At 71.7% G+C, this 23,033-nt stretch carries 16 protein-coding genes; 11 read left to right on the forward strand and 5 right to left on the reverse strand.

Translation table 11 applies throughout. The features are described from left to right. Nucleotides 1–78 precede the first annotated feature (78 nt). Nucleotides 79–210 carry a hypothetical protein gene (locus tag ACIRQH_RS30980; RefSeq protein ID WP_266616822.1) on the forward strand — a complete coding sequence of 44 codons (132 nt, stop codon included), beginning with the start codon at nt 79–81 and terminating at the stop codon, nt 208–210. A gap of 158 nt (nt 211–368) precedes the next feature. Here ACIRQH_RS30980 and ACIRQH_RS30985 read toward each other — a convergent pair whose 3' ends face one another. Further along, nucleotides 369–1,970, reverse strand: coding sequence for a purple acid phosphatase family protein (locus ACIRQH_RS30985; RefSeq protein ID WP_404227984.1), 1,602 nt, complete (start codon nt 1,968–1,970; stop codon nt 369–371). A gap of 142 nt (nt 1,971–2,112) precedes the next feature. Between ACIRQH_RS30985 and ACIRQH_RS30990 the strand changes: the two genes are divergently transcribed. The 3 genes from ACIRQH_RS30990 (at nt 2,113) to ACIRQH_RS31000 (ending at nt 6,185) form a co-directional block, all read left to right on the forward strand. Beyond that, the gene (locus ACIRQH_RS30990; RefSeq protein WP_358819037.1) at nt 2,113–3,156 is read left to right on the forward strand and encodes a 3-isopropylmalate dehydrogenase; all 1,044 of its coding nucleotides are present in this window, start codon (nt 2,113–2,115) and stop codon (nt 3,154–3,156) included. 266 nt (nt 3,157–3,422) lie between these two features. Continuing rightward, nucleotides 3,423–4,511 carry a branched-chain amino acid aminotransferase gene (locus ACIRQH_RS30995; protein ID WP_388869924.1) on the forward strand — a complete coding sequence of 363 codons (1,089 nt, stop codon included), beginning with the start codon at nt 3,423–3,425 and terminating at the stop codon, nt 4,509–4,511. 204 nt (nt 4,512–4,715) lie between these two features. Further along, complete coding sequence (locus ACIRQH_RS31000) at nt 4,716–6,185, forward strand: FG-GAP-like repeat-containing protein (protein WP_404227988.1); 1,470 nt, start codon at nt 4,716–4,718, stop codon at nt 6,183–6,185. A 111-nt stretch (nt 6,186–6,296) separates the two neighbouring features. Here the strand turns inward: ACIRQH_RS31000 and ACIRQH_RS31005 are convergent, their stop codons facing one another. After that, entirely contained in the window at nt 6,297–7,730 is a 1,434-nt protein-coding gene (locus ACIRQH_RS31005) for a cytosine permease (protein WP_358816201.1), read from the reverse strand. 166 nt (nt 7,731–7,896) lie between these two features. Between ACIRQH_RS31005 and ureA the strand changes: the two genes are divergently transcribed. The 5 genes from ureA to cimA all read left to right on the forward strand — a co-directional run bounded on the left by ureA (nt 7,897) and on the right by cimA (nt 13,919). Continuing rightward, a complete protein-coding gene (gene ureA, locus ACIRQH_RS31010) occupies nt 7,897–8,601 on the forward strand; it encodes an urease subunit gamma (protein ID WP_388869918.1) in 705 nt (234 codons plus the stop codon). Beyond that, nucleotides 8,598–10,307, forward strand: coding sequence for an urease subunit alpha (locus ACIRQH_RS31015; RefSeq protein ID WP_358816203.1), 1,710 nt, complete (start codon nt 8,598–8,600; stop codon nt 10,305–10,307). Before ureA ends, ACIRQH_RS31015 begins: the two co-directional genes overlap by 4 nt. A gap of 25 nt (nt 10,308–10,332) precedes the next feature. After that, the gene (locus tag ACIRQH_RS31020; RefSeq protein WP_358816204.1) at nt 10,333–11,370 is read left to right on the forward strand and encodes an agmatine deiminase family protein; all 1,038 of its coding nucleotides are present in this window, start codon (nt 10,333–10,335) and stop codon (nt 11,368–11,370) included. Nucleotides 11,371–11,384: 14 nt separating this feature from the next. Continuing rightward, a complete protein-coding gene (locus ACIRQH_RS31025) occupies nt 11,385–11,975 on the forward strand; it encodes a TetR/AcrR family transcriptional regulator (RefSeq protein WP_388932985.1) in 591 nt (196 codons plus the stop codon). A gap of 339 nt (nt 11,976–12,314) precedes the next feature. Then, on the forward strand, nt 12,315–13,919 hold the full coding sequence (gene cimA, locus ACIRQH_RS31030; protein ID WP_358816206.1) for a citramalate synthase: 1,605 nt from the start codon (nt 12,315–12,317) through the stop codon (nt 13,917–13,919). A 54-nt stretch (nt 13,920–13,973) separates the two neighbouring features. Here cimA and ACIRQH_RS31035 read toward each other — a convergent pair whose 3' ends face one another. After that, nucleotides 13,974–15,854 (reverse strand): ricin-type beta-trefoil lectin domain protein, encoded by a 1,881-nt coding sequence (locus tag ACIRQH_RS31035; RefSeq protein ID WP_388932987.1) that lies wholly within the window; start codon nt 15,852–15,854, stop codon nt 13,974–13,976. A 241-nt stretch (nt 15,855–16,095) separates the two neighbouring features. Between ACIRQH_RS31035 and ACIRQH_RS31040 the strand changes: the two genes are divergently transcribed. Further along, nucleotides 16,096–19,137 (forward strand): glycoside hydrolase family 3 protein, encoded by a 3,042-nt coding sequence (locus ACIRQH_RS31040; protein ID WP_404227994.1) that lies wholly within the window; start codon nt 16,096–16,098, stop codon nt 19,135–19,137. Nucleotides 19,138–19,398: 261 nt separating this feature from the next. Beyond that, nucleotides 19,399–20,742, forward strand: coding sequence for a hypothetical protein (locus ACIRQH_RS31045; RefSeq protein ID WP_388869907.1), 1,344 nt, complete (start codon nt 19,399–19,401; stop codon nt 20,740–20,742). A gap of 33 nt (nt 20,743–20,775) precedes the next feature. Here the strand turns inward: ACIRQH_RS31045 and ACIRQH_RS31050 are convergent, their stop codons facing one another. Together ACIRQH_RS31050 and ACIRQH_RS31055 are read right to left on the reverse strand one after the other, a co-directional pair. Further along, a complete protein-coding gene (locus tag ACIRQH_RS31050; protein WP_358816210.1) occupies nt 20,776–21,267 on the reverse strand; it encodes an N-acetyltransferase in 492 nt (163 codons plus the stop codon). 128 nt (nt 21,268–21,395) lie between these two features. Further along, nucleotides 21,396–23,006, reverse strand: a complete 1,611-nt coding sequence (locus ACIRQH_RS31055) for a subtype B tannase (RefSeq protein WP_404228117.1) — start codon at nt 23,004–23,006, stop codon at nt 21,396–21,398. Nucleotides 23,007–23,033: the final 27 nt, after the last annotated feature.

A 23,033-nucleotide genomic window follows, 5' to 3' on the forward strand; every position in this document is an offset into this window, starting at 1 on the left:
CGGCGTCTCGTAAAGACCTCACCGCGCTTCCGGGCGTCCCCGTGCGGGCCCCACCGGAAGGTAAGGAGTCGATTCATCATGGCCGAGACGACCGTCCGCCGAGTCCGTCACCACTCTCGTTCGAGCAGCGAATCCGACCGCAAGAACGCCGCCGCAGCCCTCCAGCGCGCCCTGGACCGCAGGGACAACGGCGGCGAGACGGGCCACTAGGCAAGAGCCCGCCCGTCCGTCCCCTCAAGCCGGGAGCCGCCCGCGGAGGTGCGGCGCGGGGCCGATGCCCCGCGCCGCACCTCGGTCTGCCGTCCGCGCCGTGGGTGTTCGGGCCGTCACGTCCTGCCGCCGACGCCGTGGCAGGTCACCTCCCGCGGTCACTTCCCGCGCCGCACCACGAAGTGGTCGATCCGTTCGCCGTTCTGCGCCAGCGCCGATACCGCGAGCCGCGGTGAAGGACCGGCCTCCGCCTCCACCGAGAGGAAGGAGTAGCCGGTGTACCGCACCCGCGACCACGTGACGGTGTCCGGCTTCTGCTTCTTCGACTTCGTCCAGTGGAAGGTCTCCACGGACTCGCGGTCCCTCACCTTGCCCTCGTAGCTGTCCTTCACCCCGATGGGGAACCGGTACAGGCTCTTGCCCGCCCCGCCCGCCGTGACGTAGACGATGCCGTCACGCGTCGGGTCGGTCGTCGCGCCCACGGGCACCTGCCGGCCCACCGCGCCGCCCTTGATCGCGTCGGTCCGCTCGTAGACGTGGTTGTGTCCGTTGATCACCAGGTCCACCTGGTGCTTGGCGAACAGCGGCACCCAGGCGTCCCGCACCCCGCCGTCGGAGGCGTGCGTGGAGGTCGAGTAGGCGCAGTGGTGGAAGAAGACCACCACGAAGTCGACCCGCCCGCGCAGTTCCCCGAGCCGCCGGTCGAGCCAGGCGGTCTGCCGCCCCTCCGAGTAGCCCTTGTTGGCGGGGATCTCGTACGACACGTCGTTGGCGTCCAGCGCGACGACGCCGACGTTGCCGTAGACGAAGGAGTAGACGCCCGGCGCCCGCTCCGCGTCGAAGCCGTTGTCCGGGAGCGACCAGCGCGCGGACTGGCCGCCGTAGCCGTTCGGCGAGTACCAGGCCTCCATGTCGTGGTTGCCGGTCGTCACCATCCACGGCACCGACCTGGCCACCGTCTCCGTCTGCTTCAGGAACAGGTCCCAGGCGGCCGGGTCGTAGATGTCCGACGCCTCGCCGTGGCCGATCCCGTCCGCGTAGCAGATGTCACCCGCGTGCAGGTGGAACGCCGGGCCCCGGCCGAGCAGCACCTTGTCGTTGGCGAGGGCGTCGGGGGTGACACCCTGGTCGCCGAAGGCGGTGAACACGAACGTCTCCGGACGCGCGGGCGCCGTACGGAAGTGGCCGACCGTCGCGTGCTGCTCCTTGCCGGCCGGGTCGAAGCCCTCGTGGCCGACGCCGTAGTAGTACGTCGTCCCGGGGCGCAGCCGGTCGAGGGCCGCGTGCAGGTAGTACTGGTCGAGCGCCCCCCGCTGCCCGGCGAGACCCGGCGTGTGCAGGTCGCGGACCTCGGCCTCGATCCGCCGGCTCAGCGCCCAGGGTGTCACGCCCACCCGGACGAACGGTTTCCTGACGGCGAACGGGACCTGCCAGGAGATCCGCATCTGGGTCTTCGGGTCCGCGCCGAAGGCGAGATGACGTCCGAACGGCGTGACGGCGGAGCCCGGCACCCGGCTGGTGGCCGGGTGCGGCGTCGAGCCGGCAGCCCGCGTACGGCCCCCGCCGCCCGGACCCGCGCAGCCGGCCAGCAGCCCGCCGCCCGCGAACGCGCTCGCCGACACCAGCGCGCGGCGCCGCGTGAGCCTCGTCCGCAGGTACTCGTACTGCTCCGCCATGCTCATGTTGTCCGCGAGCTCGTGCGGGATGCCGACGTCGGGGACGGGAAGCCCGGGGGGAGTCACTCTGGAGGGGGCGGTCATGTCTGGAAAGTTCCCAGCGTGCGCCAACGGCCGTCATACATACGGGTGAACACCGGTCGAAGGGTATGTGTGCTCCGGGACTCGCCTGTCCGTATGGCGGACATCGTGTGTCATCCCATGGGACAAGGAGTACGGTGCCGTCATGTCTCGCAGCATCGATCTCGCAGTGATCCCCGGTGACGGCATCGGCCAGGAAGTCGTGGCCCAGGGGCTCAAAGTCCTCTCCGCCGTCCTTCCGCAGGACGTGAAGCTGGAGACCAAGGATTTCGACTTCGGCGCCCGGCGCTACCACGCCACCGGTGAGACCCTCACCGACGCCGACCTCGACGCGCTGAAGCGGCACGACGCCATCCTCCTCGGCGCGATCGGCGACCCCTCGGTCCCGTCCGGCGTCCTGGAGCGCGGCTTCCTGCTCAAGCTCCGCTTCGCCTTCGACCACCACGTCAACCTGCGTCCGTCGAAGCTCCTGCCGGGTGTCGAGACCCCGCTCGCCGGTCAGCCCGCGATCGACTTCGTCGTCGTCCGCGAGGGCACCGAGGGCCCGTACACGGGCAACGGCGGCACCATCCGCAAGGGCACGCCGCACGAGGTCGCCACCGAGGTCTCCGTCAACACGGCGTTCGGTGTCGAGCGCGTCGTCCGTGACGCCTTCGCCCGGGCCCAGGCCCGCCCCCGCAAGAAGCTGACGCTGGTCCACAAGAACAACGTGCTGACCTTCGCGGGCCACCTGTGGACGAACGTCTTCAACCAGGTGGCGACGGAGTTCCCCGAGGTCACCACCGACTACATCCACGTCGACGCGGCGACGATCTACCTCGTCACCCAGCCCGAGCGCTTCGACGTGATCGTCACCGACAACCTCTTCGGCGACATCATCACCGACCTCGCCGCGGCCGTCTCCGGCGGCATCGGCGTCGCCGCCTCGGGCAACATCAACCCGAGCGGCGAGTTCCCCTCGATGTTCGAGCCCGTGCACGGCTCGGCGCCCGACATCGCGGGCCAGGGGAAGGCCGACCCCAGCGCCACCGTCCTGTCCGTCGCCCTCCTGCTGCGCCACCTCGGCTACGAGGCCGAGGCCGCCCGCATCGAGGACGCCGTCTCCGCCGACCTCGCCGAGCGCGTCGGCAAGCCCGCCCGCAGCACCGAGGAAATCGGCGACGCGCTGGCCGTACGAGTAGCCGGCTGACCCGCCGCACCGTCTACGTCTCGTAGCAGCCGCCGGGTCGCATCCGCACCCGGCGGCTTTGCTGTGCCCTCGCCGGGTGCCACCATCAATCCCTGGGCCCTCCCCCGGGCCGCATACACGCCGTTTTCTCCCACGGTCCTCCGCTGGGCGATAATCGAACGCGGAGCCGCGGAATGAGGGAATGCTCGGACGTCCCAACACTGGCCACTGGCAGTGCGGGCGTGAGCGCGGCCCGTCACATCCAACCGGTGAAGGACAAACCACTCATGACGCAGCCCACGATCGAGCTCAAGCCGTCCGCCAGCCCGCTCTCCGCCACCGAGCGCGAGGGAATCCTGGTCAACCCGGGGTTCGGCCGCCACTTCACCGACCACATGGTGACGATCAAGTGGACGGAGGGCCGCGGCTGGCACGACGGGCAGCTCGTTCCGTACGGACCGCTCTCCCTCGACCCGGCGAACATGACCCTGCACTACGCGCAGGAGATCTTCGAGGGACTCAAGGCCTACCGCCAGCCCGACGGCTCCGTCGCCACGTTCCGTCCCGACAAGAACGCCCGCCGGTTCCAGGCCTCCGCCCGCCGGCTCGGCATGCCGGAGCTGCCGGTGGAGACCTTCGTCGAGGCCTGTGACGCGCTGGTCCAGCAGGACCGCGACTGGGTCCCGGCGCACGGCGGCGAGGAGTCCCTCTACCTGCGCCCCTTCATGATCGCGACCGAGGTGGGCCTCGGGGTGAAGCCGGCCAACGAGTACCTCTTCCTCGTCATCGCCTCGCCCGCCGGTGCCTACTTCGCGGGCGGCGTGAAGCCCGTCTCGATCTGGCTCTCCGAGGACCGCGTGCGCGCCGTCCCCGGCGGCATGGGCGACGCGAAGACGGGCGGCAACTACGCCGCGTCGCTCCTCGCCCAGGCCGAGGCCGCCGCCAAGGGCTGCGACCAGGTCTGCTACCTCGACGCGGTCGAGCACCGGTGGATCGAGGAGCTCGGCGGCATGAACCTGTACTTCGTGTACGGGGACCGGATCGTCACCCCCTCCCTCAGCGGCTCGATCCTGGAGGGCGTCACCCGCGACTCCCTGCTGACCGTCGCCCGGGACCTCGGCTACACCGCCGAGGAGGGCCGCGTCTCCATCGACCAGTGGCAGACCGACGCCGAGAACGGCAGCCTCACCGAGGTCTTCGCCTGCGGCACCGCCGCCGTCATCACCCCGGTCGGCACGGTCAAGCGCACCGGCGCCGAGTGGAAGCAGTCGGGCGGCGAGCCCGGCGAGGTCACCCTCAAGCTCCGTGAGGCCCTGCTCGACGTCCAGCGCGGCATCACCGAGGACACCCACGGCTGGATGCACCGCCTGGGCTGACCCGCCCGGCCGGCCCCGGCCCCGCCCGGATCGCGCCCTGATCCAGCCCGAGTCCCCGCCATGTCCCCGCGCGAGCGGATGACCGGGCGGGGACCGGCGTTTCCGCGGCGCTCGGGACACCCCGAGTCTCTCCGGCCCCGTACAACCCTTCGGCCCCACCAGAGGTCATCTTCAGGCCCGTACGTATGTCCTGGAGAGGAACCCATGTCCCGGCCCCATCACAAGCGTTCCCGGCGTCCCGTCGTCCTGGGCGCCACCGCCGTCGCGGCCGCCCTGGCCGGTGGCCTGCTCATCGCCCTGCCCGGCGGTGCGAGTGCCGCACCGTCGGGTCTCGCCGACGACTTCAACGGCGACGGCTACCGCGATCTGGCGACCGGCGCCCCGGGCGCCGTCGCGGGCGCCGTCGCGGGCGGTAAGGCGAAGGCGGGCGCCGTGGTCGTCAACTACGGCTCGGCGAGCGGTGTCAGCGCCGCGCGGCACAAGACCACGTCGCAGAGTTCCTCCGGTGTGCCGGGCGCCTCGGAGACCTCCGACCGCTTCGGCACCGAACTCGCGCACGGCGACCTCAACCACGACGGCTACGGCGATCTCGTCGTCGGCACACCGCAGGAGGACGTCGGCGGCGACGCCGACGGCGGCTCGGTCACGATCCTGTGGGGCGGCTCGTCCGGCCTGTCGGGCGGCACGACGATCAGCGATCCGAACGCGTCGGGCCACGACCGGTTCGGCCAGTCCCTCGCGGTCGGCGACTTCACCGGTGACGGGAGGACCGACCTGGCGGTCGGGTCCACCGGCAAGGACGTGTGGATCTTCAAGGGCGGCTTCACCAAGTCCGGCGGCGCGGCGGGGAAGCTGCGCTTCGACGCGCAGATCGAGTCCGGCGCGTACCCCAGGGGTGCCGTCCGGCTGGCCGCCGGGGACTTCGACGACGACGGGGCGGACGACGTGGTGGTGGGGTCCTCCGCGGGCAACTTCGTCTACCGGGGCGGTGCGGCCGGGCCCACGCCCCAGACCGAGGCGGGCGAGGGGTACGCGGGAGCGTTCGCCGTGGCCGACTTCGACCGTGACGGGCACGACGACCTGGTCGTCGGCACCGACTTCGTCGGCGTCCTGGACCAGACGGCGAAGGGCGGTTACGTCACCGTGTTCTACGGCGGTGCGGCGGGCGTCGACACCGCGCGCAGTGCCGTCCTCAGCCAGGACACCGCGGGTGTGCCGGGAACGGACGAGTCCGACGACTCGTTCGGCGGCACACTCGCCGCGGGCGATGTCGACGGCGACCGGTACCCGGACCTCGCCGTCGGCGCGGTCTTCGAGAGCATCGGCTCCGCGACGCACGCGGGCAACGTCTGGGTGCTGCGCGGCGGCCCCTCCGGCCTGACGGGGACCGGCGCCCAGTCCTTCAACCAGGGCACCGCGGGTGTCCCGGGCGCCAACGAGTCGTCGGACCTGTTCGGCGACGCCGTCCACCTCGCCGACCACAACAAGGACGGCCGGGCCGACCTGTCCGTCGGCGCGGCCGGCGAGAACAGCGACGACGGCGCGGTGTGGGTCCTGCGCGGCTCCACCGGCGGTGTCACGGCCACCGGCGCGGTGAGCTTCGGCGCGTCGTCCGTGGGCATCGGCGCGTCGGGGAACGACCCCGTGTTCGGAGACGTCATGTCGGGCTCCTGAGCGGCGCGGAAGCGGACGGCCGGGGACGAACGGCCGGACGGGGCGGCCCCGGATGATTCCGGGGCCGCCCCTTCCGTGTTCCGGCCTGCGAGGTGCGGCCCGGGAGAGGTCCTAGAGCCCGCTCTCCACGGGGGCGAGTTCCTCCACCGCGGGTGCAGGGGACTTCGCCTGGCGCGCGGTGAGCGCCAGGTGGAGCAGACCGCCCACCAGCCCCGACAGCAGGAAGCTGCAGTCCACCCCGCCGGTCAGCTTCAGCAGCGGGCCCTCGTACGAGGGCAGCGAGACCGCGAGCAGTCCGGCGCAGGCGCCGATCGCCCAGGACACGGTGGCCTGGATGTTCCAGCCCGCCCGGTACCAGTAGACGCCGCCCTTCGAGCGCCGGTTGAAGACCTGGAGGGCGTCGGGGTCGTAGACACCGCGGCAGCGCACGAAGCCGATCAGCGTGATGACCGCCCACGGGGTGCCGATCGCGGTCAGCAGCAGGACGAACGACGTCATGGCGGACTGCGCGTTCCAGGCGTAGTGGCCGACGAAGACACAGAGCATGGCGACGACGGCGACCGAGCAGGTGGCGCGGGCGCGGGAGGCGCGCGGCAGGATCGCGTCCAGGTCGAGGCCCATCGAGTAGAGCATCAGACCGGCGTTGCCGACCGAGCCGGCGGACGCGGCCACCAGCAGCGGGACCAGGTACCAGCCGGGGGCCGCGGACACCAGCGGGCCCGCGTAGTCGAGGGCCGCGTGGGCCGCGTACGCCGTGAAGGTGCCGAAGAGCTGGGGGACCAGCAGGCCGGCGATCAGGCCGAGCCAGGTGGAGTGCAGGACGGTGCGCGAGGAGTGGCGCGCGGGGGAGATGTAGCGGGTGTAGTCGCCGAGCAGCGTGATGAAGGCGATCGGGCCCGAGAGGCCGGCCGCCACCGCCGCCAGCAGCCAGGTGGGCCAGAACGTGCCGAGCAGATAGCCGCCGGTCTCCGGGATCGCCGCGGTGCTGAAGTGCGGGGCGTACGCGATCACGCCGACCGCCAGCAGGGCCGTCATGCCGATCGCGAGGGCGCGGGACATGGTGAGCAGCACGCGGTAGCCGTAGACCGCGCCCGCGACGGTGGCGGCGGCGAGCACGACGTACACGACGGCGTACGCGGTGCCGTCGGCCTCCAGACCGAAGAGCCGGCCGAGGACGCTCACCATCACGTCGCCGCCGATCCACACGGTCAGCGCGGTGTAGCCGAGCGCGAGAAGCAGACCGACGACCGAACCGACCAGCCGACCCCGGACGCCGAACTGGGCGCCGGAGGAGGTGGAGAGGTTGGTCCCGGTCCGCAGCGAGACCAGGGCCAGCGGCGCGGTGAGCGCCGTGCCGGCCACGGTGCCTGCCACGATCGCGCTGACCGAGGACCACCAGCCGAGCCCGAAGGAGGGCGGCAGCCAGCCGAAGATGATCACGCCGAGGCAGAGGTTGGAGCCGAGCAGGATCGACATGAGGTCGCGCGGACCGCTGGTGCGTTCCTCGTCGGGGATCGTGTCGACTCCGCGCTGTTCAATCGGCATGGCTGGTCTCCTTCGACGGCCGCCCGGGGGTGGTGCTGGTCGCATCCAAAAGTTAGAGCGACGTTCAATGTGTCGTCTCCAACGCTTGCCCGTCAATGTTTCCCTTCCATGAAATCCGCGTTTAGAGTGATGCTCTAAACGGAGGAACGCAAGGAGGTGTCGTGGCGTGAGACTGACCCCCACGGAACGTGACCGGCTGCTGCTGTTCTCGGCCGCCGAGCTGGCCCGGGCCCGCAAGGCCCGCGGACTGCGACTCAACGTGCCGGAGGCCACCGCCCTGATCGCGGACACCGTCTGCGAGACCGCCCGCGACGGCGGCCGGCTGGCCGAGGCGATCGAGGCGGCCCGGTCCGTCCTCGGCCCCGACGACGTGCTGCCCGGCGTCGCGGACGTGGTCACCGAGGTGCACGTCGAGGCCGTCTTCGACGACGGCTCCCGGCTCGCGGTCGTCTCCGACCCCATCGGCGGCGGACTCGGCGACCGGGCCCCCGGCGCGCTGCTGCCGGCGCCCGCGCACACCGAGCCCCCCGCGATCCTGCGGCTGACGGTCACCAACACCGCCACCGTGCCCGTCTCCGTCACCTCCCACTTCCACTTCTTCGAGGCCAACCCGCGGCTCGACTTCGACCGGGCGGCCACCTACGGCATGCGGCTCGCGGTGCCCGCCGGATCCTCCGTCCGCTTCGGCCCCGGCGAGAGCGCCGAGGTCGGTTTCGTGCCGATCGGCGGCGAACGGATCGCCATCGGCTTCGCCGGCCTGGTCGACGGCCCCCTGGACGCGCCCGGAGCGAAGCAGGAAGCCCTGCGCCGGGCCGCCGCCTGCGGTTACCTCGGCGTCCCGGACACCCGTGACAAGGAGGCCGGCCGATGAGCCGCCCCGGAGGCCACCCCGCGGAACCCCGCCGCCTCAGCCCGTACGAGTACGCCGCCACCCACGGCCCCCGCGCCGGCGACCGGGTCCGGCTCGGCGACTCCGGGCTCACCATCCGCGTCGAGTCCGACTCCCAGCTCCCCGGTGACGAGTTCCTCGCCGGATTCGGCAAGACCGCCCGTGACGGGCTGCACCTGAAGGCCGCCGCCGTCCGGGACACCTGCGACGTCGTCATCAGCAACGTGGTGGTGATCGACGCCGTCCAGGGGATCCGCAAGGTGTCCATCGGCATCCGCGAGGGCCGGATCTGCTCGATCGGACGGGCCGGCAACCCCGACACCCTCGACGGCGTCGACGTCGTGGTCGGCACCGGCACGTCCATCGTCTCCGGCGAGGGCCTCATCGCCACCGCCGGAGCCGTCGACACCCACGTCCACCTGCTCTCGCCGCGCATCATGGAAGCCTCGCTGGCCTCCGGCGTGACGACGGTCATCGGCCAGGAGTTCGGCCCCGTGTGGGGCGTCGGCGTCAACTCCCCCTGGGCGCTGCGCCACGCGTTCAACGCCTTCGACGCCTGGCCCGTCAACATCGGCTTCCTGGGCCGGGGTTCGTCCTCCGACGGCGCCCCGCTCGTCGAGGCACTCGCCGAGGGCGGCGCCAGCGGCTTCAAGGTCCACGAGGACATGGGCGCCCACACCCGCGCCCTCGACACCGCGCTGCGCGTCGCCGAGGAACACGATGTCCAGGTCGCCCTGCACAGCGACGGCCTGAACGAGTGCCTGTCGGTCGAGGACACCCTCGAGGTGCTGGACGGCCGCACCATCCACGCCTTCCACATCGAGGGCTGCGGCGGCGGACACGTCCCGAACGTCCTCAAGATGGCGGGCGTCCCGAACGTCATCGGGTCCTCCACCAACCCGACCCTGCCCTTCGGCCGGGACGCGGTCGCCGAGCACTACGGCATGATCGTCTCCGTCCACGACCTGAAGACCGACCTGCCCGGCGACGCCGCCATGGCCCGCGACCGCATCCGCGCCGGGACGATGGGCGCCGAGGACGTGCTGCACGACCTGGGCGCCATCGGCATCACCTCCTCCGACGCCCAGGGCATGGGCCGCGCGGGCGAGACCGTCCGCCGCACCTTCGCCATGGCCGGCAAGATGAAGGCCCAGTTCGGGGCACCCGAGGACCACGACAACGAACGCGTCCTGCGCTACATGGCCAAACTGACGATCAACCCGGCCATCGCGCACGGCCTCGCCCACGAGGTCGGCTCCATCGAGACGGGCAAGCTCGCCGACATCGTGCTGTGGCGCCCCGAGTACTTCGGCGCCAAGCCGCAGCTCGTCCTGAAGTCCGGCTTCCCCGCCTACGGAGTCGTCGGCGACCCGAACGCCGCCACCGACACCTGCGAACCCCTCGTCCTCGGACCGCAGTTCGGGGCGCACGGCGCGACGCCCGCCGAGATCTCCGTGGCGTTCGTCGCCCAGGCCGCGCTCGACCAGGGCAACGACACCATGCCGACCCGCCGCCGCCGCGTGGCGGTCCGCGGCACCCGCGGCATCGGCCCCGCCGACCTGCGCCTCAACTCCCGTACCGGAGCGGTCGACGTCGACCAGCGCACCGGGCTCGTCACCCTCGACGGCGACCCGCTGCGCTCCGAGCCCGCCGACTCGGTCTCCCTCAACCGCCTCTACTTCCTGTAATCGACCCAGCCTCTAAGGATCACCCATGTCTGCTGCCGCCGACGGATTCCGCATGCCCGCCGAGTGGACCCCGCACGAGCGCACCTGGATGGCGTGGCCGGGCCCCAACCCCACCTTCGACAACCCCGACGACCTCGCCGAGTCGCGCGCGGCCTGGGCGGCCGTCGCCCGCGCCGTCCGCCGTTTCGAGCCGGTCACCGTGGTCTGCGGTCCCGGCCAGTCAGCGCCCGCGGCCGACCTCCTCGGCCCCGGCATCGACACCGTCGAGCGGGAACTCGACGACGCCTGGATGCGTGACATCGGCCCCACCTTCCTCACCAACGGTCACGGTGAACTCGGCGCCGTGGACTGGACGTTCAACGGCTGGGGCGCCCAGGACTGGGCCCGCTGGGAGCACGACTCCAAGATCGGCGCACAGGTCGCCGAACTGGCCGGAGCGAAGACGTACGCCTCCCGGCTCGTCAACGAGGGCGGCGCGATCCACGTCGACGGCGAGGGCACCGTGCTGCTCACCGAGACCGTCCAGCTCGGCCCCGAGCGCAACCCCGGCTGGAGCCGCGAGGAGGTCGAGGCGGAGATCCACGCCCAGCTCGGCACCCGCAAGGCGATCTGGCTGCCGCGCGGCCTCACCGGCGACTACCCCCCGTACGGCTTCGGCACCCTCGGCCACGTCGACATCGTCGCCGCCTTCGCCCGGCCCGGCGTGATCGTCGCGCACTCCCAGCAGGACCCGGCGCACCCCGACCACGCGGTCAGCAACGAGGTCATCGGACTGCTCAGGGCCCAGACCGACGCGCGGGGCCGCAGTATCGAGGTCGTCGAGGTGCCCGCCCCGACGGTGCTTGAGGCCGACGGCCACTGGGCCGACTACTCGTACATCAACCACTACCTCTGCAACGGCGGCGTCGTGCTCTGCGGCTTCGACGACCCGCGCGACGAGATCGCGGCGGGCATCTTCCGCCGCCTCTTCCCCGAACGGACGGTGACACTGGTGGACGCACGTACGATCTTCGCGGGCGGCGGTGGCATCCACTGCATCACCCAGCAGCAGCCGAAGGTCTGAACACGGGAGTCACGATGGCCGGTGCGCGGAAGAACGCGCCGCCGCGCGAGGAGGTCCTCGCCGCCGCCATGGAGATGATCGCCGAGCGCGGTCTGGAGAAGCTCACCATGGCGGCGCTCGGCCACGAGGTCGGCATGAGCAGCGGCCATCTCCTCTACTACTTCCGCTCCAAGGACGAGCTGCTGCTGCGCACCCTGGAGTGGAGCGAGGGCCGGCTCGGCGCCGAACGCGGCCGGCTGCTGGCCGCGCGCGGAACCGCCCGGGAGCGCCTCGACGCCTACGTCGACCTGTATGTCCCCGACGGCCACCGCGACCCGCACTGGACGCTCTGGCTGGAGGTCTGGAACCACTCGCAGAACGCCGACGACGACGCCCGCGAACGACAGGTCGCCATCGAGGGCGCCTGGCACCGCGACCTCGTCGCGCTGCTCGCCGAGGGCATCTCGCGCGGCGAGTTCCGCGCCGTCGACCCGGACCGCCTCGCCGCCCGGCTGCGCGCCCTGCTCGACGGCTTCTCCATCCACGTGGCGATCGGCCTGCGCGGCACCGACCGCGAACGGGTCCTGTCCCACGTGCGGGAGTTCCTCGACGAGTCGCTGGGCTGACCCGCGGCGCGGTGTCCGGGCGCGCCCGCGCCGTCCGGAACGGTGCTCGCATCCTGAGACGCCTCGTGGGAGGGGGCGTGCTCTGTGCCAGACTGCCCCCGTGCTCTCGTTCGCCACGATTATTGGCAGCAGGCGCGCCGGTCCGCAGTGACCGCCACGTACGACCAGGTACGGGCGGACACCGTCGTTCTCGACCCGCGCGCAGACCTCTCGCACCCGCGAGGGGTTTTTCGCATTTCTGGCCCACCTACAGCCGGGAGCGCAGCGCGAGGGATCATTGGGGGACGGTGGAGCCGGTCATTCCGGTAGACCGAGATTCAACACAGGAGCCTTGACACCATGACGGAAACCAGCGAACTGGACGACGCGTTCCACGTCTTCGACACGACGCTGCGCGACGGCGCGCAGCGCGAGGGCATCAACCTCACCGTGGCGGACAAGCTGGCCATCACGCGGCACCTGGACGACTTCGGGGTCGGCTTCATCGAGGGCGGCTGGCCCGGCGCCAACCCCCGCGACACCGAGTTCTTCGCCCGCGCCCAGCAGGAGATCGACTTCAAGCACGCGCAGCTCGTGGCCTTCGGAGCGACCCGCCGGGCAGGCGGCAAGGCCTCCGAGGACCCGCAGGTCAAGGCACTCCTGGCCTCCGGCGCCCCGGTGATCACCCTGGTCGCCAAGTCCCACGACCGGCACGTCGAGCTCGCACTGCGCACCACCCTGGAAGAGAACCTGGAGATGGTCCGCGACACCGTCTCCCACCTGTGTTCCCAGGGCCGCCGCGTCTTCGTCGACTGCGAGCACTTCTTCGACGGCTACCGCGCGAACCCCGGCTACGCCAAGGCGGTCGTCCGCGCCGCCGCGGAGGCGGGTGCCGACGTCGTGGTCCTGTGCGACACCAACGGCGGGATGCTCCCGGCGCAGGTCCAGGCCGTCGTCGCCACCGTCCTCGCGGACACCGGCGCCCGGCTCGGCATCCACGCGCAGGACGACACCGGCTGCGCGGTCGCCAACACCCTGGCCGCCGTCGACGCGGGCGCCACCCACGTCCAGTGCACGGCCAACGGCTACGGCGAGCGGGTCGGCAACTCCAACCTGTTCCCCGTCGTCGCCGCCCTGGAGCTGAAGTACGGCATGAAGGTGCTGCCCGACGGCGCCCTGCGGGAGATGACCCGGATCTCGCACGCCATCGCCGAGGTGGTCAACCTGACCCCCTCCACCCACCAGCCGTACGTGGGAGTGTCGGCCTTCGCCCACAAGGCGGGCCTGCACGCCTCGGCCATCAAGGTCGACCCCGACCTCTACCAGCACATCGACCCCGAGCAGGTCGGCAACACCATGCGGATGCTGGTCTCCGACATGGCAGGCCGCGCCTCCATCGAGCTCAAGGGCAAGGAACTCGGCGTCGACATCAGCGGGGACCGCGAACTGGTCGCCCGCGTCGTCGCCCGCGTCAAGGAGCGCGAGCTGGAGGGCTACACGTACGAGGCCGCAGACGCGAGCTTCGAGCTCCTGCTGCGCGCCGAGGCCGAGGGCCGGGCCCGCTCCTACTTCGAGGTCGAGTCCTGGCGCGCCATCGTCGAGGACCGTCCCGACGGCACCCACGCCAACGAGGCCACGGTGAAGCTCTTCGCGAAGGGCGAGCGCATCGTCGCCACCGCCGAGGGCAACGGCCCGGTCAACGCCCTCGACCGCGCCCTGCGCGTGGCCCTGGAGACGATCTACCCCCAGCTCGCCAAGCTGGAACTGGTCGACTACAAGGTCCGCATCCTGGAGGGCAAGCACGGCACGTCCTCCACCACCCGCGTCCTGATCGCCACGTCCGACGGCACGGGGGAGTGGTCCACGGTCGGCGTGGCCGAGAACGTCATCGCCGCGTCCTGGCAGGCACTGGAGGACGCGTACACCTACGGCCTGCTGCGGGCCGGGGTCGAGCCGGCGGCGTAGCGCGCCGAACGCCGGAGGGGCCGAGGCCCCTCCGGCGCTCATCCCTGTGGGGGGCTACTGGAGATGCCACTTCTGGTTGCCCGCACCCGTGCAGGACCAGATCTGCGCCCGGGCACCGTTCGCCGAGGAGTTGTCCGACACGTCGAGGCACTTGTCCGCACCCGCGTTGACCACGTCGCCGGTGGAGGCGTTGTACGTCCAGCGCTGGGCGGCCGAACCGTTGCAGTCGTAGAGCTGGACCTTCGCGCCGTTCGCGGTGGACGCCGACGTGACGTCGAGGCACTTGCCGAGCGAGCGCACCGAACCGTCGGCCTGCACGCTCCATGACTGCGCGGTGGAGCCGTTGCAGTCGTAGAGCTGGACCGCCGTGCCGTTGGCGCTCGAACCGCCCGCCACGTCCAGGCACTTGCCGGCCAGCCCGACGAACGCGCCCGACTGCGCGCCCCCGCCCGACTGCGTCCCCGACCAGGTGAACGTCGCGGACGTCTTGCCCGGCAGCGAGTAAGTGGCGTGCTGCGCACCCCAGTTGATGGTGACGGTCTTGGCGGCCGAACCGTCGTTGTAGGCGATCAGGGCCTTCGAGCCGTCCGGGTTGCGCCAGGCGACGTTCGGGACCGCCGACGACGCCGTGGAGGCGATCCGCTGCGCGCCGGGCCGGACGAACTTCGTCAGATGACCCATCGTGTAGTACTCGACCGTGTAGTCGACGCTCCCGCTCGCCCCGTCACCGTTGTGCACGGTGACCAGGCCGGTGCAGGTGCCGCAGCCCCCGTTGTGCGGGCCCATGTTCTGGTCCACGGCCAGCGACCACTTGGTCACCGACTTCGCCCAGTTACGGGTGTAGTCGACGATGTTGAGCATGTCCTCGCGCTGCTGGTTGGCGATCCAGGTGCCCCCGGAGTGCTCGGTGCCGAAGGCGTCGAGGGCCGGGTACTGGTTGTGCACGCTCGTCTGCTTCGTGACGTCGCCGCCGTAGCCGTGCCAGGCGATCCCGCCGAAGTTCGGGTGCGAGCGGACCGCCGCGTCGTCCACGGTCTGCGCCGCGTAGGAGTCGTACACGTCCCAGTTCCAGTCGTGCGCGAGCACCTTGGTGGACAGCCCGGCCGCCTGGAGCTTGGGCAGCAGCTCGCTCTTGGTGAAGTAGGCGAGCCCCGAGGCGTTCCAGCTCATCGAGGGATAGCCCGAGCAGCAGGTCGGCTCGTTCTGCGCGGTGACGTAGGAGACGGGGACGCCTTGGTCCCGGTACGCCTGGAGGTACTTCACGAAGTACGAGGCGTAGGCGCCGTAGTCCTCCGATTTCAGCCATCCGCCGTTCAGCGACCCGCTGTCCTTCATCCATGCCGGGGCCGTCCACGGCGAGGCCATCACCGTGAGGGACGGGTTGAGCTGGAGCGCCTGCTTGGTCAGCGGCACCACGTCGGCCAGGTCGTGCGCGATGGAGAACTTCGTCAGGTTCGGATCGGTCTGCCCGGCCGGCACGTCGTCGTAGCTGTAGCCGAAGCGGGCCAGGTCGGAGGCGCCCATGGGGTTGCGCAGGAAGGACAGTCCGATCCCGTCCGTCGGCGAGAAGAGCTTGCGCATCGTCGCGTCGCGCGTGCTCTGCGACAGCGCTCCGCTGCTGTTCATCAGCCAGGCCGCCGTGTCGGTGAAGGAGGCGCCCCCGCCGGTGAACGTCTGGTACCGCGTGTTCTCGTCGACGGCGATGTTCTCGCCACCGCCGCCGCTGCCCGACTGGAAGGCGAACGGCGCCTGGGCCTGCAGGCCGCGGACGACATGACGGCCGCCGGAGTCGTCCGTCGTCGTGAGCCAGGCGGTGACCTGTTCGCCCGCGGCATGCGCGGTGACGGGCGCGGCCGCCGTGAATCCCGCGGTGGTGAGCAGCCCGGCGACGATCAGCCGTACCGCCCGAGTGGGTCTCCTGATGGATCTCCGCATGGAGCGCCGCCCTTCTGTCAGTGGGGGGTGGGGAGGCGTGCGAGGCGTGAGTAAATGACGGCTGCGGACTCACGTCAAGGGGTCTCGCGTTCACATTCTGAAGGAACAACTGCTCTGATCCAGCCGTGACTTGAGTGTGTACCGGTTCTGACGTGAAGCCTTGACGGGTTCCCGGGACGCCAGTTAACTCACGCCCTGATCTAAGTCGTGAGAAGAGCGTGAGAGTCGAGGGGGGAACCCAGTGACAGGGCTCGATCGGAACTCCGTACGAAGAACCGCCGTGCTGGCCGGTGCCGCACTGATCGCGGGCCTGCTCCCGCTCGCGTCGGCGGGGACGGCGGCGGCCGCCGATCCCGATCCCGTCCCGGTCGACCGCTTCGAGGGCGAGGTGCCCTTCGCGAGTCAGCCGGCCGAAGGCATCTTCACCTGGGGCGGCGACGCCGACGACCCGCCCGAACTCACCCTGGCCGAACGGTCCGACGCCCCCGAGGGAGCCAAGGTCCTCGCGGGCGACTACGACATCAGCGGCTACGGCGGCTTCACCCACGACTACGCCGCGGACCAGCCGGGCCACGACTGGTCCGCGCACAAGGGCATCCGCTTCTGGTGGGACGGCCAGGACAACGGCAAGAAGACCGCCTTCGAGATCAAGGACGGCGGCGCCAACGGCGAGGCCTCCGAGCTGTGGACGACCTCCTTCACGGACGACTTCACCGGCTGGAAACAGATCGAGATCCCCTTCACCGACTTCACCTACCGCACCGACTACCAGCCCGTCGGCGGCATCGACCAGGTGCTCGGCCTGACCCAGATGTGGGGCTATGCCGTCACCCTCCCGGTCGGCGCCCAGGGCCGGTTCGCCCTGGACGACGTCGAGCTGTACGGCAAGGCCGACCAGTCGCTGCGCGCCTCCGTCACCACCGACGCGGCGGTCTACCCGGTGAAGGAGGGCGGCACCGCGAGCGTGAAGGTCTCCGTCGCCACCACCGGTTCCGCCCCGATCGACGAGCCCGTGACCGTCGCGTACGAGAGCACCGGCGGCAGCGCCGAGTCCGGCAAGGACTACACCCCGGTCAAGGGTGAGATCACCTTCCCGGCGGGCACGGTGTCCGGCACGAGCCGCACGGTCCGGGTCCCGACCCTGCGCGACCGCTCCGGTGAAGCGGCCGAGACGATCCCGCTCAAGCTCACGGTGACCGGTGCCAAGGCCCCCGCCGAGACCCCGCAGGTCGTCATCGACGCCCACGGACTCCCGTACCTGGACGCGAGACTCCCCGTGAAGAAGCGGGTCGCCGACCTCCTCTCGCGGATGTCCCTCGCGGAGAAGGCCGGACAGATGACCCAGGCGGAGCGCGGCGCGATCGGCGCCGGCGGCGACATCGCCGCGTACGACCTCGGATCGCTGCTCTCCGGCGGCGGCTCCACCCCGACGCCCAACACCCCCGCGGCCTGGGCGAAGATGATCGACGGCTACCAGCTGCGGGCGCAGGCCACCCGCTTCCAGATCCCGCTGATCTACGGCGTGGACGCGGTGCACGGCCACAACAACCTCGCCGGCGCGACGGTCATGCCCCACAACATCGGCATCGGCGCCACCCGCGACCCCTCGCTCGCCGAGCGGACGGGAGCCGTCACGGCGGCCGAGGTCCGCGCCACCGGCGTCCCGTGGGACTTCGCGCCCTGCCTGTGCGTGACCCGCGACGAACGCTGGGGCCGCTCCTACGAGTCCTTCGGTGAGGACCCGGCGCTCGTCGAGTCCATGGAGACGGTCGTCCAGGGCCTGCAGGGCGACCGCAGCGGCAAGGACCTGAAGGACGACGACAGGGTCCTCGCCACCGCCAAGCACTTCGTCGGCGACGGCGGCACCGCCTACGGCTCCTCCACCACCGGCAGCTACACCGTCGACCAAGGCGTCACCAAGGTCAGCCGCCAGGAGCTGGAGGCCGTGCACCTGGCCCCGTTCCAGGAAGCGGTGGACCGCGGTGTCGGCACGGTCATGCCCTCGTACTCGTCGCTCGACATCCTCGGCGACGGCCAGGGCCCGGTGAAGATGCACGCCCGCGCCGACATGATCAACGGCGTGCTCAAGGACCGGATGGGCTTCGACGGCTTCGTCATCAGCGACTGGAACGCCATCGACCAGCTCCCCGGTGACTACGCCTCGCACGTCCGCACCTCGGTCAACGCGGGCGTCGACATGATGATGGTCCCGTACAGCTACAAGGAGTTCAGCGCGACGCTGATCGACGAGGCGAAGGCCGGGCGGGTCACCGACCGGCGGATCGACGACGCGGTCGCGCGGATCCTGGCGCAGAAGTTCCGCCTCGGTCTCTTCGAGAAGCCGTACGCGGACACCAGTGGTGCCTCCGCGATCGGCTCGACGGCCCACCGCGCGGTGGCCCGGCAGGCGGCGGCCGAGTCCCAGGTCCTGCTGAAGAACGCCGGTTCCGTCCTGCCGCTGAAGAAGTCCCAGAAGGTGTACGTCGCCGGTTCCAACGCCGACGACATCGGCAACCAGACCGGCGGCTGGACCATCACCTGGCAGGGCTCGTCCGGGAACATCACCCAGGGCACGACGATCCTCCAGGGCATGCGCAAGGCCGGCGGCGACGTGACGTACTCCAAGGACGCGTCGGCCTCGACGGACGGATACGACGTCGGCGTGGTCGTGGTCGGCGAGACCCCGTACGCCGAGGGCGTGGGTGACGTCGGCAACGGCAACGACCTGGAGCTGACCGCGGCGGACAAGGCCGCCGTCGACAAGGTGTGCGCGGCCATGAAGTGCGCCGTGCTCATCGTGTCGGGCCGTCCGCAGCTCATCGGCGACCGCCTCGGGGACGTCGACGCGCTCGTCGCCTCCTGGCTGCCGGGCACGGAGGGCGACGGTGTCGCCGACGTCCTCTACGGCAGGCGCGCCTTCACCGGACAGCTCCCGGTCACCTGGCCGAAGAGCGAGTCCCAGCTGCCGATCAACGTGGGTGACACGGCGTACGACCCGCAGTTCCCGTACGGGTGGGGTCTGACGACGCTCACGAACGTGCCGGGCGGCGGCACCGTGGCCCTCAGGGCCCTCGCCCTGGTGGCCTCGGCCGCCGAACGGGCGGGTGCCGACACGGTCGCCCGCACGGCCGTGACCAAGGCCCGCCTGCTGGTCCAGCAGAAGATCGGCACGGCGGTCACCGCCGCGTCCGCCAAGCCCTTCGCGGACGCCGACCATCTGCTCCTGACCGGGCACTACGCGGACGCGGTGGCGAAGCTGACGGAGGCGTACCGCGCCGGGTGAGACGCGTCGTGAAGGCGCCGGCCGGGGCTGGACACCAGCCCAGGCCGGCGCCTTTCGCCGTCTCCGGCCCTTGGGGCCCGCTCGCCGGTGCGCTCTCGAACTGCTTGACCGCCTTGCGGGCCTGCCGTGCCCTGACCACGGGGCGGACGCCCGGCCGGCGACGCCCGCCGCGCCGGCGTGCTCGCGTTCCGGGCCGTGACGGCACCCGGGCGGCCGCCTCCCGATGCCCGGTTCTGCTCCGGTTCCGGTAGCTTCGAAGGCATGAGGGCCGCACGCACCCGAGGGATCCCGGGCCTGTTGGTCGCACTGACACTCGCGGCCCTGGCCATGCTGTCGTTCGCGCCCGGAGCCCAGGCGGCCACCAGCGTCTCCACCGTCGCCGCGGCCCTGCGCGAGAGCCCGGTCTACGTGGACCCGGCCGCCGCGGACCAGCTCTCCGCCGTGCAGGCGTCCGCACTCGTCGACAAGATCGAGAAGGCGGACAAACCCGTCTTCGTCGCCGTGCTCCCCGCCGGCTTCCCGACCCAGGACCTCTTCCGGAACCTGCGCACCTCCACGGGCGTCACGGGCCTGTACGCGATCAGGCTCGGCGACCGCTTCGACGCCCGCGCCGACTCCGCCGTCATGTCCCGCACCGCCGTGCGGAACCTCGTCACCAGCGTCCAGGGCGAGCGGGACGCGAACACCCAGCTGAACGACTTCACGGACAGCGCGCTCGCCGACATCCGGGGCTCTGCGCCCGCGAGCTGGAGCGGCGGCGGAGGCGGCGACGGTGTCTCAGCGGGCGCGCTGATCGCGGTCGGCGCGGTGGTCGTGATCGGCGGCGCGGGCGCCTACACGGTCGTGCGGCGCAAGCGGCGCCGCCGTGAGGAGGAGCAGCGGGCGGCGCTCGAACGGCTCCGTGTCGTCGTGGACGAGGACATCACCGCCTTCGGCGAGGAACTGGACCGCCTCGACTTCCACCCCGCCGAGGCGGGCGCCGACGACACCATGCGCGCGGACTACGAGCGCGCCCTGGACGCCTACGAGCGGGCGAAGTCGTCGATGGCGGCCGCCCGGCACCCGGAGGACGTGCGGGCCGTGACCCAGGCGCTGGAGGACGGCCGGTTCTCGCTCGCCGTGCTCGCCGCGCGCCGCGAGGGCCGGCCCGTCCCCGAGCGCCGCGCCCCCTGCTTCTTCGACCCCCGGCACGGCCCCTCGGTCGCCGACGCCCGGTGGACCCCGGCCGGGGGCGCCGCGCGCGAGGTCCCGGTGTGCGCGGCGGACCGGGCACGCCTCGCCGACGGCACGGACCCGGCGGTCCGCGAGGTCGACACGGAACACGGCCGCCGTCCGTACTGGGACGCGGGCCCGGCGTACGGTCCGTGGGCCGGCGGCTACTTCGGCGGCGGCCTGCTGCCCGGCCTGCTCGTCGGCACCGCGCTCGGCAGCCTGATGTCGAGCCCCGCCTACGGAGCCGACTACGGCTCCGGCTACGGCGACTTCGGAGGCGGCGACGTCTCCGGCGCCGACTTCGATCCGGGCGACTTCGGCGGCGGCTTCGGGGACGGCGGGGGCGGCGGCGGCGACTTCGGCGGCGGAGGAGACTTCGGCGGGGGCTTCTGACCGACCCGGGGAGCCGGGCGGGCTTGCCGGTCCCTACGCGTCGGGCAGCGCCAGCCAGTCGCTCCAGGACAGGTCCCGGCCGATGAACCGGGGCCGGGTGAAGGGCCATGCCTCGGTGATCCACCGGGGGACGAGCAGATCCAGCTCCCGCTCGAGGTCCGTACCGACGCGGTCGTCCACCACCCACCAGGAGATCTCGGCGTCGGCGCCCGCCTTCTCCGGCGGGTCGACGTAGACGCACCCGAACTCGGTCGTCCCGGCGGCGTCGAGCACCACGTAGTTGAAGGACTCGTGGGCGGCGATCTCCCGCTCGTGCCGCTCCAGGTCCTTCAGGTTCGCGTCGTACGTCATCGTCTCGGCGGGCCAGCCCCACGCCTCCCCGAAGATCGACCACAGCCGCTCGCGCGACCCCATGACGGTCGGGTAGTCGACGGCGGCGTCACCCCCGGTGATGGGCCGCAGATGGCACCCGCCGGGCACCTCGACGCGCGACGGGTGGACGAAGTCGGGGGGAAGCCAGCTCATACCCGGAGGCTAGCGACCGCGTGGCCGGGGCGCACCGGGTTAATCCCGGACCCGCGAACACGAGGACGCCGAGCCCCCGCCCTCGGGGAATCCGGCGTCCTCGGCGGCCGTCGGCGGTGCCGCGTGGACTACTGGGCGGCGCGCTTCGTGTGGCCCGTCACCTTGCCGATCCAGGTGAGGAAGTCACCCGGGTCCGTGTTGGAGCCGTGGCCCTCGTCCCAGTAGTAGAGGTGGTCGACGTCGTCGCCCAGGTTCCGGGCCGCGGCGGCGAGGTTGGCGGAGACGGTCAGCGCGGTGTCGGAGTCCTTGGTGCCGAGCCGGATCCACCAGTGCCGGGAGCGGCCCGGGGTGTGCCGCTGGAGGTGGTACATCGGGTTCATCAGGTCCAGCGTCCCGGGGATGTCGCCGTCGAGCCGCTTGGCGGTGAGGCCCGTGGTGTCGTTCGCGAGGCCGTAGGACGTGAAGTGGCGGGCCTCGACCTCGTCCTTGCCGAACTCGTTGTTCTCACCCGCCGACAGGTCGAAGGCGTCGAAGGCGGGCGTGGTCTTCTTGCGGGGGCCGACGTGGGTCAGGAAGTCATCCCACGTGAACGTCGCCCTGCCACCTGACCAGGTGATGAAGGGGTTGGCGGTGAGGTAGGCCGCCCGGTCGGTGGCGGACAGGGCGGCGAGGTGGCGGGTGGCCGAGGGCTCCAGGTACGTGCGGACGAGATACGTGTCGAGGTTGCGGGCCGTCAGCGTGCCGAAGCCGTTCAGGCCGCGCAGCCTCAGCCCCGCCTGGTACTCGGCGAACTGTGCCCGGAGCGCCTTGGAGACCGTCTGGTCGACGACCTTGCCGGTGCTCGCGGTGACGTTGGTGCCCCAGTTCCACTCGTAGGCGCCGTCGGCGTGCTCGAGGTCGGTGATCGGGCACCAGGCGCCGGTCGCGAAGACGGCGTCGCTCGCGTCGGCGGCGCCGATCGCCTTGAGGTGCGAGTCGTAGAGGTGGCTGTCGCCGGACGCTCCGAGGAGGGCCGACAGGGCGCCGCCCGCGCTGGTGCCGGTCGACACGATCCGGTCGGTGTCACCGGGCACGACACCCTTGTTGGCGCGGAGATAGCGCACGGCCGCCTTGAGGTCGACGATCGCGGCCGGAGCGGTGCCGTAGTGGACACCGTCCGCGTCGGTGAGCGTGCGGCCCCGGGCGCCCGGCTCGACGACGACGTAACCGGCCGCGAGAGCCGGCTTCCCGAGGTCGACCATGCCGCCCTGGGCGTCCACCATCGCGTTGCCGCCCGACGCGACCTCGCCGGTGCCGGCGCTCGCGGACGCCGAGGCGCCGGGGGAGGGGGAGCCGGTTGCACCGCCGGGGCCGCCAGGACCGCCGGTCATGCCCCCGCCGCCGACGCCGGTGGCGTCCGCGACGGACGACGGCATGTAGCCGCCCACCGAGTTCGCGAGAACGACGGGGGCGTCGGTCGCGTCCACCGCTGTGCCGTCGATCCGGACCGGGACGCTGACGTTCAGGCTCTGGTACTTCTCGTCCACCGGGTCGGCGACGTAGGTCACGGCCTTCCAGAAGTGGTAGACCACCTCGTGGTCCGTTCCCTCGGCGTCCGTGATGGTCGCCGTCAGCTCGGTGTAGGCGTCCTTGTCGAAGACGAGGGAGTCCGCCCGCCGCGTGGCCGTTCTACCGGTCGCGTTCGCGTTCAGGGCGAAGCCGCCGGCCGCCGCGACCCCTGCGGTCGCGCCGATGCCCATGACCAAGGTCCTGCGCTTCACTGCCCT

Source organism: Streptomyces sp. NPDC102279, from assembly GCF_044766365.1.
In the GTDB taxonomy this organism is placed as follows: domain Bacteria; phylum Actinomycetota; class Actinomycetes; order Streptomycetales; family Streptomycetaceae; genus Streptomyces.